This is a genomic window from Enterococcus sp. AZ071 (assembly GCF_050499065.1).
GTDB lineage: Bacteria > Bacillota > Bacilli > Lactobacillales > Enterococcaceae > Enterococcus_A > Enterococcus_A ferrettii.
The window spans coordinates 180,578-194,277 of record NZ_JBIPAS010000001.1 but is presented as its reverse complement, the minus strand read 5'-3'; the positions used below and the strand labels follow the sequence as shown (position 1 = coordinate 194,277).

General features: G+C 39.4%; 12 protein-coding genes. 3 read left to right on the top strand and 9 right to left on the bottom strand.

The features are described from left to right. Nucleotides 1–82 precede the first annotated feature (82 nt). From IGI49_RS00915 to IGI49_RS00905, 3 genes are read right to left on the bottom strand one after another with little or no spacing between them, the layout of a single operon-like run. Nucleotides 83–214, bottom strand: a complete 132-nt coding sequence (locus tag IGI49_RS00915; protein ID WP_207704316.1) for a FeoB-associated Cys-rich membrane protein — start codon at nucleotides 212–214, stop codon at nucleotides 83–85. Next, complete coding sequence (feoB, locus tag IGI49_RS00910) at nucleotides 202–2,367, bottom strand: ferrous iron transport protein B (protein WP_429963071.1); 2,166 nt, start codon at nucleotides 2,365–2,367, stop codon at nucleotides 202–204. Before feoB ends, IGI49_RS00915 begins: the two co-directional genes overlap by 13 nt. Further along, entirely contained in the window at nucleotides 2,368–2,838 is a 471-nt protein-coding gene (locus tag IGI49_RS00905; RefSeq protein WP_429963070.1) for a FeoA family protein, read from the bottom strand. A 362-nt stretch (nucleotides 2,839–3,200) separates the two neighbouring features. Here IGI49_RS00905 and nrdH point away from each other — a divergent pair, with 362 nt between their 5' ends. The 3 genes from nrdH to nrdF all read left to right on the top strand — a co-directional run bounded on the left by nrdH (nucleotide 3,201) and on the right by nrdF (nucleotide 6,938). After that, the gene (gene nrdH / locus IGI49_RS00900) at nucleotides 3,201–3,419 is read left to right on the top strand and encodes a glutaredoxin-like protein NrdH (RefSeq protein WP_207704313.1); all 219 of its coding nucleotides are present in this window, start codon (nucleotides 3,201–3,203) and stop codon (nucleotides 3,417–3,419) included. 121 nt (nucleotides 3,420–3,540) lie between these two features. After that, on the top strand, nucleotides 3,541–5,700 hold the full coding sequence (nrdE, locus tag IGI49_RS00895) for a class 1b ribonucleoside-diphosphate reductase subunit alpha (RefSeq protein ID WP_429969587.1): 2,160 nt from the start codon (nucleotides 3,541–3,543) through the stop codon (nucleotides 5,698–5,700). A 272-nt stretch (nucleotides 5,701–5,972) separates the two neighbouring features. Beyond that, nucleotides 5,973–6,938: a class 1b ribonucleoside-diphosphate reductase subunit beta gene (gene nrdF, locus IGI49_RS00890; protein ID WP_429963068.1), complete on the top strand. Its 966-nt coding sequence runs from the start codon at nucleotides 5,973–5,975 to the stop codon at nucleotides 6,936–6,938. A 49-nt stretch (nucleotides 6,939–6,987) separates the two neighbouring features. On the opposite strand, the gene IGI49_RS00885 is transcribed toward nrdF, so the two are convergent. From IGI49_RS00885 to IGI49_RS00860, 6 genes are all read right to left on the bottom strand, one after another. Next, nucleotides 6,988–7,692, bottom strand: a complete 705-nt coding sequence (locus IGI49_RS00885) for an MgtC/SapB family protein (protein WP_207704310.1) — start codon at nucleotides 7,690–7,692, stop codon at nucleotides 6,988–6,990. Nucleotides 7,693–7,736: 44 nt separating this feature from the next. Next, on the bottom strand, nucleotides 7,737–8,456 hold the full coding sequence (locus IGI49_RS00880) for a pseudouridine synthase (protein WP_429963067.1): 720 nt from the start codon (nucleotides 8,454–8,456) through the stop codon (nucleotides 7,737–7,739). A 95-nt stretch (nucleotides 8,457–8,551) separates the two neighbouring features. Then, a complete protein-coding gene (locus tag IGI49_RS00875; RefSeq protein WP_429963066.1) occupies nucleotides 8,552–11,029 on the bottom strand; it encodes an ABC transporter permease in 2,478 nt (825 codons plus the stop codon). A gap of 1 nt (nucleotide 11,030) precedes the next feature. After that, nucleotides 11,031–11,690, bottom strand: a complete 660-nt coding sequence (locus IGI49_RS00870; RefSeq protein ID WP_429963065.1) for an ABC transporter ATP-binding protein — start codon at nucleotides 11,688–11,690, stop codon at nucleotides 11,031–11,033. A gap of 101 nt (nucleotides 11,691–11,791) precedes the next feature. After that, a complete protein-coding gene (locus tag IGI49_RS00865; RefSeq protein WP_429963064.1) occupies nucleotides 11,792–12,919 on the bottom strand; it encodes a sensor histidine kinase in 1,128 nt (375 codons plus the stop codon). Continuing rightward, on the bottom strand, nucleotides 12,895–13,566 hold the full coding sequence (locus tag IGI49_RS00860; protein WP_429963063.1) for a response regulator transcription factor: 672 nt from the start codon (nucleotides 13,564–13,566) through the stop codon (nucleotides 12,895–12,897). The genes IGI49_RS00865 and IGI49_RS00860 overlap by 25 nt, the downstream gene beginning before the upstream one ends. Nucleotides 13,567–13,700: the final 134 nt, after the last annotated feature.

Below are 13,700 nucleotides of genomic sequence, written 5' to 3'. Positions count from 1 at the left end.
GCTTTTTCTACTATTATATAGTAACTCAATAGTAACTCACCAAAAAGCCACAAAAGAATTTTTTCTTCTGCGGCTCTACTTTTTATTTTTCTTGTTCATGTTTTACTGGGCAGCTGCAGTTGCATTCCTCGCAGGAGCTGCCGTTTTTTATTTTTCGGTACACAATCACACCGGCACTGCCAAAGATCAAAACAGATAAAACTATGGTTGCCATTCTTTCACCTCTTTGATATGTTCAATCGTAACTGACGGCGTACGTTTCGCTGGTCTTCTTACTAAGAAGTATACCATTACTGCAATTAAGGCAACAGCCAAAACCATTCCCAAGCCAATAGTGCCGCCTTCAAAAGCGACATGTCCGATTTGATAAATGATAAAGCTGACTACATAAGCCAAGCCGCACTGATAACCAATTGCTCTGAAGGTCCACTTCGTATCGCCCATCTCCCGATGAATCGCGCCTATCGCTGCAAAACATGGTGCACAGAGCAGGTTGAATACTAAGAAGGAATATCCGGCAACAGGTGTATAAGCTGCTCTTAATGCCTGCCAGATTTCCACACCATCTTCAGCTACTTCTGCATGACGATACAAAATACCAAAGGTTCCAATAACATTTTCCTTCGCAACTAAACCAGTAATAGCCGCTACTGCACCACGCCAGTCGCCCCAGCCTAAAGGTGCAAAGATTGGTGCAATCAAACCACCTAAGAAGGCTAACATACTGTCATTTTCATTCACTGATTGCAGTGAGAAGTTGTAGCTGGAAATAAACCAGATAATGATACTGGAAACAAAAATAATTGTTCCAGCGCGTTTTACAAAGGCTTTACTATGGTCATACGTATATCGTAAGGTATTACCAATTCTAGGTACATGATACAGCGGAAGCTCCATAATAAACGGTGCTGGATCCCCAGCAAACAATTTGGTTTTCTTCAAAGCAATTCCTGAAAGGACAATTGCGCCCATTCCAATAAAGTAAGCGGATGGAGCAACCCAACTACTGTTAGGGAAAAACGCTCCTGCTACCAATGCAATAATCGGTAACTTAGCGGAACAAGGCATAAAGGTCGTTAACATCGCTGTCATACGACGATCTTTTTCGTTTTCGATGGTTCGGCTGGCCATTACCCCAGGGACTCCACAGCCAGTCGCAATCAGCATAGGAATAAATGATTTCCCTGACAATCCAAATTTACGAAAAATCCGGTCCATCACAAACGCAATACGAGCCATATAGCCGCAATCTTCTAATAAGGCTAAACAGAAGAATAGAACCATTAATTGTGGTAAGAACCCTAAAACTGCTCCAACACCAGCAATAATTCCATCCAAAATCAAGCTCTGCATCCAATCTGCCACATTCCATGAAGCCAAGGCATTCCCTACAAAATTAGGCACTGCCTCACCAAAAAGAACATCGTTTACCCAGTCAGTACCCATTACCCCAATTGTCTGAATTGAAATATAGTAAACGAGCCACATGACAAGAGCAAAAATAGGTAAAGCCAAAAACCGATTGGTAACAACACGGTCTATTTTATCAGAAACAGATAATTTGAATTCATCATGATCAACAATACATAGTGTGCGCAAATTGGTGATGAATTCATAACGCTCATTAATAATGATCGTTTCCGCATCATCACCCAAAATTTTCTCAGTAATTTTGATGGTTTCTTCAATCTCTTTTTGCTGAATACTGCTTAATTTCAACTGCTCCTGCGCCCGCATGTCGCGTTCAAACAACTTTACACTGTACCAGCGACTATATTTTTCTAACACAGTGTTGCCTAAAACTGCTGTAATTTCACTAAGAGCAGCTTCAATTCGCTTGTCATAATGAGGATAGCTGATTTCTTCAGGCGTTCCTTTTTTCGCAAGCTCTATCGCTTGTTCGACAGCCTTATCAACGCCCCAATTTTTCAAAGCACTGATACCAATAACGGGCACACCTAATGCATAAGACAATTTTTCTAAGTTAATTTGTTTCCCGTCTTTTTTGATCAAATCCATCATGTTGACTGCTGCTACCACAGGGATTCCTGTTTCAATTAATTGCGTTGTCAAATAGAGGTTCCGTTCCAAATTCGTACCATCGATAATATTCAAAATGACATCAGGAATATCTGACAATAAATAATCCCTAGCTACCACTTCTTCTGGAGAATAGGGGGACAATGAATAAATGCCGGGTAGATCATCAATAATTACGTCATGCTGTTTTTTGTATTTTCCTTCTTTACGCTCAACTGTTACACCTGGCCAATTCCCGACAAATTGATTGGTTCCGGTCAGTACATTAAAGGTACTGGTTTTCCCACTATTGGGGTTTCCTGCCAAAGCAATATGCAATTCTGCCATTTATTCCGCCTCCTTGGCCACAACAACCATCTCTGATTCACTTTTTCTCAAGCTTAATTCATATCCACGAACCCGAATTTCCATCGGATCACCTAAAGGAGCCAGCTTCACAACCATTACGTTGGTTCCTTTAGTCAGGCCCATATCCATTAAACGGCGTTTCACCGCACCACTGCCATGAACATTGACAATTTGGCCTTCTTCTCCCACAGCCAACTGATCCAGTGAAGACCACGCCTGTTGATCTTCTGTTACTTCTTTCACGAGTATACTCATTAACAAAGACTTATCCAAAGCTACCCGGGTATTATGTAATAAAACAATGCTATTGTCGCCGGAATGATTCACTACAGCTACCTTCGTTCCAACTGTCATCCCTAAATCCTGCATACGACGCTTCAATTCACTATCCAATTGAATGGATTCAATTTGCACCACTTGATTTAATGGCGTTTCTGCTAATGTAGTCATGGCTCCTCCACCTGCTTTTCACTCTCATTAATAATGATAATCTTTCTCATTTAGAATACATTTATTGTCATTAGAAGTCAATAAAATCTTGAGCATTTCAGTTGACAAATCACTAGTTTTATAGTTTTAATCCTGTTAAAAAAGTTATTCTAAATTTTTTTATTTGCTAAAAAAAACGTTGACTAACATTGTTCTTTCTTTAAAGACGCTAAAATCTGTGTAATGGTGAGTTTTCACAGTTTTCCAAAAAACACAAACTATTGTGTATGCACTTTCTTGCAGCACAAGATGTAGTATCTTGTAATTGACTTTTCTCCTATATCTTTTATACTAGGTAATGTAAAGAAAAAGGAGGCCTTTTTATGGTTAAAGTATATTCAAAAGACAACTGCATGCAATGCAAAATGACAAAACGTTATTTATCAGATAATAGTATTCCCTTTGAAGAAGTGAATATCGACAACGAGCCTGAAGCACTAGATTTCTTGAAGAACCAAGGATTCCAAAGTGTCCCAGTAATTTTCGGTGGCCAATCTGCGATTATCGGTTTTAGACCTGATCAATTAAAAGCATTAGCTTAACCTGAAGCTTTGCAGTCGAAGGATTGCAAAGTTTCTTCTTTATAATAGCATTATGATCTGTGGACTAATTTTTCAATTGAAGAATTAGTCCAAAACTATGAATAAGGAAAGATGTGACGATATGAGCCTAAAAGACTTAGGAGACGTAAGCTACTTTAAACTAAACAATGAAATCAATCGTCCAGTTAATGGACAAATCCCTTTGAATAAAGATAAAGACGCTCTAGAAGCATTCTTTAAAGAAAACGCGGAGCCAAATACCCGTAAGTTCGCGACTGTCCAGGAAAAAATTGCTTATTTGGTAGAGCATGACTATTTAGAAGAAGCATTCATTGCGAACTATTCCCCAGAATTTATTGATCGGTTATTTACCTTTTTAGATGAACAAAACTTCACCTTCAAATCATTCATGGCGGCTTACAAGTTTTACTCACAATACGCGTTGAAAAACAATGAAGGAACTGAATATTTAGAGAGCTATGAAGACCGGGTAGCTTACAACGCCCTTTACTTTGCCAATGGTGATGAAGAATTGGCTCTACGTTTAGCTGATGAAATGATTCATCAGCGTTACCAACCAGCTACACCCTCCTTTTTGAATGCTGGCCGCAAAAGACGTGGGGAGCTCGTATCTTGTTTCCTAATCCAAGTGACTGACGACATGAACAGCATTGGACGTTCAATCAATTCAGCGTTGCAATTGTCTCGAATCGGCGGCGGCGTTGGAATCAACCTGTCGAACCTGCGTGAAGCGGGCGCGCCAATTAAGGGCTATGATGGGGCTGCCAGCGGCGTCGTTCCTGTAATGAAATTGTTTGAAGACAGCTTTTCGTACTCTAATCAGCTAGGTCAACGTCAAGGTGCCGGTGTTGTTTACTTGGATGTTTTCCATCCAGATATTGAAGTTTTCTTGTCTGCAAAAAAAGAAAATGCAGACGAAAAAATCCGGGTAAAAAATTTATCCTTAGGGGTAACTGTACCGGATAAATTTTACGAATTGGCTCGCAAAAATGAGGATATGTATTTATTCAGTCCTTACGGTATCGAACGTGAATACGGTGTTCCCTATTCTTACGTTGATATCACTAAAGAATACGACAACATGGTCGCTAACCCAAACATTCGCAAGAAAAAAATTCGTGCCCGCGATTTAGAAAATGAATTATCTAAGCTGCAGCAGGAATCTGGTTATCCGTATATCATTAACATCGATACAGCGAATAAGGCCAACCCTGTTGATGGCAAAATCGTTATGAGTAACCTTTGTTCAGAAATTCTGCAGGTTCAAACACCTTCAGCAATTAACGATCGTCAGGAGTATGATGATTTAGGAACTGATATTTCATGTAACTTAGGTTCTACCAATATCGTTAACTTGATGGAAAGTCCAGACTTTGGTCAATCGGTTCGTACGATGGTTCGTGGATTAACTTATATTACAGATGCTTCAAATATTGATGTGGTTCCTTCTATTCAAAATGGTAATAACCTTAACCACACGATTGGTTTAGGGGCGATGGGGCTACACAGCTTCTTTGCTAAAAACTTGATGGTATACGGCTCAGAAGAATCCATTGATTTCACTAATATTTACTTTACCTTGTTAAATTACTGGACGTTAATGGAAAGCAACCAAATCGCCAAGGAGCGTAAACAAGTTTTCCATAACTTTGAAAAGTCTAAGTACGCAGATGGAACCTATTTTGATAAGTATTTGTCAGATGAATTCTTACCTAAAACAGATAAAGTCAAAGAAATTTTTAAAGACATTTTCGTTCCAACAAAAGAAGATTGGCAAGCATTAAAAGAAGCCATTCAAAAAGACGGCTTGTACCACCAAAACCGTTTAGCTGTTGCTCCAAATGGCTCAATTTCATACATCAATGATACTAGTGCCAGCTTACACCCAATCACTCGTTTAATCGAAGAACGTCAAGAAAAGAAAATTGGTAAAATTTACTATCCAGCTCCTTACTTGAACAATGAAACCTTGCCTTACTACACTTCTGCTTATGATATGGATATGCGTAAGGTGATCGATGTCTATGCAACGGCGCAACAACATATTGACCAAGGTATGAGCTTAACCTTATTTATGCGTTCAGAAATTCCACGAGGCTTGTATGAATGGAAACATGAAACCAAGCAAACAACCCGTGATTTGAATATCTTGCGAAACTACGCCTTCTACAAAGGCTGTAAATCAATCTATTACGTTCGTACCTTCACTGAGGATGCCGAAGAGATCGGTTCAAACCAATGTGAAAGTTGCGTAATTTAGCTGTCAGCTGCCAATCCTGCTTTTGCCAGTCCTGCTTTTCGCAGTATATTAGGTAATCGCGCAACATAACAGGAACTCAACCAATTATCAAACTAAGCAGTTTAGCAGGATGGTATGCGTACGACGATCCGAATGATTTTTCAGAGAAAAATCAATTCCTTTATATGGAGCTAGCTGACAGTCACTTATTACTACACAACAACCAGACATCACGAATCTACTCAGGTTCGTGATGTTTGACAGTATTAAAGCAAGACCAAGGAGGAAACTACATGGCAGAGACTTATTACAAAGCCATTAACTGGAATGAAATTGAAGATGTCATTGATAAATCAACGTGGGAAAAGCTAACCGAACAATTTTGGCTGGATACCCGTATTCCTTTATCCAATGACTTAGATGACTGGCGGAAGCTGTCTGATTTAGAGAAAAAAGTTGTTGGTTATGTATTTGGCGGACTAACGCTTTTAGACACTGTTCAATCAGAAAGTGGTATGGAACAATTGCGTGCTGATGTGCGTACGCCTCATGAAGAAGCAGTATTGAACAATATTCAATTCATGGAATCAGTCCACGCCAAAAGCTATTCTTCTATTTTTAGTACGTTAAATACTAAGGCAGAAATCAACGAAATCTTTGAATGGACAAACACCAATGTGTACCTGCAAAAGAAAGCTGAACGAGTGAATGAAATTTATAAAAATGGCACACCGTTAGAGAAGAAAATTGCCAGCGTCTTTTTAGAAACCTTCCTATTCTACTCTGGTTTCTATACACCTTTGTATTATTTAGGCAATAATAAATTGGCTAACGTTGCAGAGATTATTAAACTAATTATTCGTGATGAATCGGTTCATGGCACTTATATCGGCTACAAATTCCAACGGGGATTTAACGAGCAAACGAAAGAAGAGCAAGAACGTTTGAAAGAATGGATGTACAACTTACTTTATGAATTGTACGAAAATGAAGAACGATACACCGAGGAATTGTACGATGAAATTGGTTGGACTGAGGAAGTCAAAACTTTCTTACGTTATAATGCCAATAAAGCGTTAATGAACTTGGGAATGGATCCGTTGTTCCCAGACACGGCTGACGATGTGAATCCGATCGTAATGAACGGTATTTCTACTGGCACTAGCAACCATGACTTCTTCTCCCAAGTTGGGAATGGTTATCTGTTAGGTCAAGTGGAAGCGATGAACGATGACGATTACCTGATTGGTATGGAATAGAAAAGAACCTTTATGGCTGCGAGCAACAGTAGCAGTCATAAAGGTTTTTTTATACGTTGATTAATCGCAGCTTCGTAATATTTTTGTACATGGACAAATCTTCAATGACCTCGGTGTAGGATAACCCTTTTGGCAAATCAATCGTGTACACATTGGTATAAATTCGGTAATCATTGCGAAAGTCCACATTGAAATCGACATTTTCCACTTCAATCTTTTTACTTTCGAAGTAATTCATGATGAATTCCTTCGTTTCTTCTCGGTGAACAAAGCGAATCTCTAATTTTTTAATGGCGTGAACCTTGATGATTTTCTTCACCACCGTCAAAGCTAGCATGATCCCTACAAAGCTGGCCAGCGCAATATCGTAATAGCCCATTCCGATTGCCAAGCCCAATCCAGCCCCCGCCCAAATTGAAGCTGCCGTGGTTAATCCGGTAATCGACCGATTCGTAACAATAATCGTTCCTGCTCCTAGAAAGCCGACCCCACTGACCACTTGCGCGATTAAGCGCGCTTCATCTGACCGAACGACACCCGCTAAGCTGGGGTTTTCAATCGCATAGCGCAGGGATGAACTGGCAATTTCCGTTTGAATCAAGGCAATAATCGTTGCTCCCATACAAACCAATATGTGTGTTCGAATACCTGCCGGACGATTGCGGTATTCCCGCTCAATGCCAATTGCTCCGCCCATCACCATCGCGATTAGCAAACGAATCATAATCTCTGTGATAGACAAATCCATTTCCATTCCAATCACCTCTATTTAAGTATAGCACTTCGCTGAAGGAACAATTATTCAGAACTCTTCAGTTGTGCCAGTTCTTCTCGACTTAGCTCACGATACGCACCCTTTGCCAATTCGTTTGGTAAAGACAGTCTCCCCATTCGAATACGTTTCAAATAGACTACTTCTTTACCACAGGCTTTCACCATCCGTTTTACCTGATGAAATTTACCTTCCTGCAAAATAATTCTCACGGTAGAAGTTTGCCTTTCTTCATCAATGGCATCAATCATTAATTCAGCCGGCAAAGTCAGCTCTCCATCCAGTGAAATCCCTTCACGAAAGCGCTGCTGATCTGACCGATCCATCACTCCTGCTACTAGTGCCAAATATTCCTTGTCCACATGCTTTTTCGGTGACAGCAATTCATGTGCCAGCTGGCCATCATTAGTAATAAGAAGAAGACCTTCAGTGTCCTTGTCTAAACGTCCAACAGGAAATAAATCATTGCGATAATCCTGTGATTTGAATAAATCCATTACCGTACGATCTTTTTTGTCTTCTGTTGCACTGATTGTACCCGCTGGTTTATGCAGCAAGTAATAGTAATATTTTTGATAATGCAGGATCTCTCCAGCATAAGCTACCGTATCTGACTCAGGTTCAACCTGAGTCTTATCCTTTTTCTCAACCTGAGCATTAACCGTTATTACGCCCTTTTTGATCAGCTGTTTCACTTCCTTGCGGCTGCCAAGACCAGCTTCAGCTAAAAATTTGTCTAAACGCATATTTTTCTCCCTATGTTTTCTCCTATTATGCCATAGAAAAGGACCACCATAAAAGAAAAAAACCGACGATCGCAGCGATAATCGGTTTCTGGCAGCTATTCAGATGCTTGAATTCGTTTAATGACTGGTTCTTTGTTGACTATTGTTGTCGTCGCAATTGTCAAAAGTAGTTGAACGACAATTATTATTAAGATGAGTAACCCTACCTGAATAAACGGATAATAATAATTTTGAATTTGCATCAAAGCATTAGCTGCAGCATAGCGGTAAATTAAATAGCCAACAATACTGCCGATACCAACGGACATGAAGATAATTCCTCCAGCATAAAACAGACTTTCCAATTGAAGCATCTTTCTCATTTGTTTATTTGACATGCCGATTGCCTGCATTACACCTAGTTCCTTTTTACGACTTAAAATACTATCAATAGTTGTGTTTACCAAATTCATGATGCCTACAACTGCTAGAACTAAAAGGATACTATAACCAGCACCAACGGTCATCATAGTAGCTGACTCCCATGTTTTTAAAGTATCTTCGTAGCTTTCCAGTTCGTAAAATTCGCTTTCTCCCTTAATAGCCTCCAATTCTTTTTTTACTTCAGATATTCGTTGACTATCTGCTTTAATATCCAAAAACTTAATCAAATTGTTATCAGATAGCGCCTGAATAGTTTCATCAGAAGCAATGAAGCTAGCACTATGATCAATCTTTTCAGGTAAGCGGCCAGCCGCAACAATCGTCATTTGTTTGATATAGCTTCTGTCTCCATCAAAGATTTTCACATCAATAGGTTTCCCCATTGCCAAATCAGGGTAATTTTTAAAAATATAGTCACTGGCAATTAAGTACTCCCCTCCTGCCAATTTTTCATAATCAGCACTGCCCTTTTTGATATGCTTTGCTACTTCCTTCATTTGCTTTTTTCTAATACTTGCAATGGAGACAGCTAAAGGCTTGTCTGAATCGGGCTCTTTGATTGAAACAAGTTCTCCGCTAATAACTCGTTGCGTATCTACTCTTTCAACCCCAGAAATCTGCTCAATCTCTTTGATCTTGTCAGATGTGAGCGGATTATTTTGCTGAAGCTTTTGCCATTCTCGTTCTGGGTTCATTAGATCTCCACTCCAGGTTTCCAGCCCAAGACGAAAATCTTCAGCAATCGCCTGATGGGCAATTTCTTCAGGCTGCATACAATTAAACACTGTAGATACAGCAACGAATAGCGTCCCGATTAATCCTAAAGAAACAATGGTAATTACCGTTCGTTTCTTATTTCTTGATACGTTTGCTTTGGTTAAACGTTCAAGAGTAAGATTCATGAAGCCTCTGCGCTTCTTCTGTTTGGTTTCATTCTGTCCGGTATAGCGCATTGCTTCAATCGGCATAATTTTACTAGCCAAATGCATTGGTTTTAATGATGCAATCAAAACAGTTATTAAGGCAATCCCAATGGATAGGGCTATTACCCAAGGAATAATTAATTGAACCTCATTGTTTTGAACAACTTGCTGCATCGTGGCAGTTAATACTGAACCTTCCTGCAAGAGTTCGACAATTCTGCCAAAAAATAGTTTTGCTGCGATAATCCCAATCGCCAAGCCAATCGGAATAGCGATGCTGGCAACCAATAGATTTTCCCGTAAAACAATTTGACGAACTTGCTGCTCTGTTGCTCCTAAAGCTTTCAGCTTGCCAAACTCCTGAACTTTACTAATCAAGGACACATAATAGATACTATAGATTGTTAATGCCCCTGCTGCTGATACAATTATTATTATAATTATCATGCCACTATAAAAAGCTGGATCAGAATAGTTAGCGAATAGATATTCTTTGTTCACTACCACATCACTTTCAAGAACATTGAAGTTTTGGCCGATTTTTTTGGTTTCTTTTTCAACTTCAGTCGTAGTGGCAGCTTCCTCAGGTGCTAATCGAATCATCATGCGATAGCTTCTTTGGTCTAACGGACTATTGGATTCCATAAACTCCTTGGAAACCATCATCGAATACTTATCTTTCTCGTTAATTTCCTCGGTGTCATCCATCAATCCAACAATTTTGAAAGTAGTTGACTCGGCCAATCCTAATACGTCTTTTGTATAGGGCTGAAATGGAATCGTGACTGCATCACCCAGCTTTGCCTGAATATAGCCGAGCTTTTTTAAGGTATTCAGTGAAAAAACAGCTTCGTTTCCACTTTTTGGCTCCCTTCCTTTATCAATTTCAACTTTATTCAAATATTGAGCGGTTTTATCCATATAAAGCAAGATAACTGAACCCTCGTCCAAAGTGACTTGGCCGATATCTTGTCGCAACCCATACGTTTCAATAGCTGCATGCTGTGCAATTTTATCCTTATCTTCTTCAGAAACATTCCGATACATAGTATGCCAAGTTGGATAAATTTTATTGACTGCTGCATTTTGCGTATTGACTGATCCTAACCCCATTGTAATAGTTAGAAATACTAGAACCGATGTCAGAATAATTGCCACACCAGACAAGATATTTTTTCTACGATGAAATTTGGTATTAGCCCAAGCGACAGTATTGATCATCTTCATCCTAGACCACCCGCCCATCTTCAATATGAACAATCCGATCAGCCGTTTGTGCAATCCCTTCGTCATGAGTAATCATAATCAATGTTTGTCCAAATTTTTCTACTGAATTTTTCAACAAAGACATTACTTCTAGCTCAGTTTTTGTGTCCAAATTGCCTGTCGGTTCATCAGCTAAAATAATTGCAGGCTCTGCTGCAATCGCTCGAGCAATGGCTACCCGCTGCTGTTGTCCGCCAGAAAGCATCCCTGGTAAGGCGTTCATACGATCATCTAAGCCAATTGTAGTTAATAGATCTTGAATAAAACGGACATTCACCTTACGATTATCTAAACCAATTGGCAGAACAACATTCTCCCAAATATTTAGTGAAGGAATCAAATTATAATTTTGAAAAATAAAGCCAATTTTCTGACGACGAAAGATCGCTAATGACTCATCCTTCATCTGATAAATATTTTTGCCCTCAACCAAAACCTCACCAGAATCCGGACGATCCAAACCGCCAATTAAATTCAATAAAGTACTCTTCCCTGAACCAGATTTCCCAACAACCGCAATAAATTCACCCTTATGCACATCTAAGTTGATCTGGTTAACCGCCTTTACAATGCTGCCCCCATCGTCGTAATACTTCATTAGATCTCTAATTCTTAAGATCATAGTTGTTTCCCCCTCTTGGCTTTATCTTACTTTTAGTTTAAAGTTTGAACCTTGCAGTTCTCTCGCAGGAAACGTTACAAAATTGTAAGAAAGGAAAATTATTAGACTAACGGAAGTGTTAATTGAAAATTCGCGCCCTGATCTACTCGGTTTTTAACCAAAATGGTCCCGCCTTGCTCTTCGATGATTTTTCTAGTTAAATATAACCCAACACCTGACCCCTCCACCTCATTACTATTTTTACCACGATAAAAACGTTGATAGATCAAGGTTTGTTCTTGCTTAGGAATACCAGGACCTTCATCAAGGATTTCTAAAACCACATAAGTGACTAACGGTTGACTATGCACCTGAATCTTCGTATGCACTGGAGAGTACTTAATCGCGTTTTCTAACACATTGCTAAGTGCTTCTAAGGTCCATTTGTAGTCAACAAAAATAGTGCTCTCATCAATCGACGATAGCTCAATGTCGATATCTCTTTCAAGCGCTTTGATGATTACACTATTGATTGCTTCACTAACTAATTTTCTTAATGAATATTTTTGCGGATTGATCTGAATTAGGTCGGTTTCCATTTGTGAAATTTTCGCTAGTCCATCAAGCATCAAATTCAATTTATTGATCTGAAGAACTGCTTGATCACTGAATTCCTGACGTTCAGCTGGAGAATACGCCTCTGATAGTGCAATATCCATACTCAGCTTCAAGGAAGCCACCGGTGTTTTTAACTGATGGGCAATATCAGTGATGCTTGATTTAATTTGACTATCCTCCTGTCGAGTGCGCTGCAACAGAATAGAATACTGGCTTTTTTCAGTGTGGTATTTATTTTCTAGACTTTCCAATTCTTCCATCAGCAGCTTCTGCTCTCTCAGGTTCCAAAAAAACAAAAGGAGGACTAACAAAATAGTTACGAGCAAAATCAGCGTATTCCGCACCAAAAAAGGCTGAACTAGATAGTCATACTTAGTTTCTCGCGTGTCCATTCCATACTTTGCTTCTAATTCGGAGCCCTTGGCGTAATAAGTTTCGTTGCCCTCTTGATTGAAAGCCTCGATCAATTGAGCTTCAGAAAGGGCTTCATTTTCACTCAGTCTTCCCAAGGCAGTTGTTCGATCATATTCTAATGCTGTCCGCATTTCGGAATAATTCCAGCTGATTAAGCCTACGCTGACAATAATGATTGATAGAATGAATCCAATTATTTTTGCACGTCGGAAACCCATAAATAGCCCACTCCTCTGACTGTTTTAATCTTCTCTTTACCGATCTTTTGTCTCAACCGGCTAATATTCACCGAAACAATATTGCTGTCAATATAGTCTCCCTTGGTATCCCATATCTGTTCTAGCAGCTGATCAACAGAAAGAATTTGTTTAGGGTTCTTCATAAAGATTGTAAGCAGCTGCAGCTCCGTCTTACTAAGGAGTAAAGTTTCATTATTTTTAGCAGCTTTCATTTCTGATAACGACAGGCTCAGTTCATTAGAGATTAGCCGCTGTCCGTTAGGCTCCGCAATTCGTTTTACCAGTGCATTAATCTTAGAAACTAATACCATCAGGCTGAAAGGCTTGGTAACATAATCATCTGCCCCATGTTCATAGCCAGCAACAATGTCATATTCTTGATTATAGGAAGTCAGCATAACAATCCTCACGCCAGATTGACGGCGAATCTCTTGGCAAAAATCCAAACCATTCCCATCCGGCAAAGAAATATCGCTAATAATCAAATCAATTTCATTTTGTTCAAACGCCGCTTTAGCTGAGGCGACATCTAAACAGGATACTACCTCGTATCCTTCTTTAGTCAAGCAAAGATTAATTCCCCTATTCAAATTTTTATCATCCTCGAGCAATAAAATTCTTCGCATCGGACTTCCCCGTTTCAGTTAATATAGTTCTACTTTAGCAAGGAATTCCTCTGGATACAATCGTAGATGGCGAAGTAGCGATAAAAAGCTTTGACTAAATTCTTATTAATAAGAGATTTGTAGAACCTGCCTTT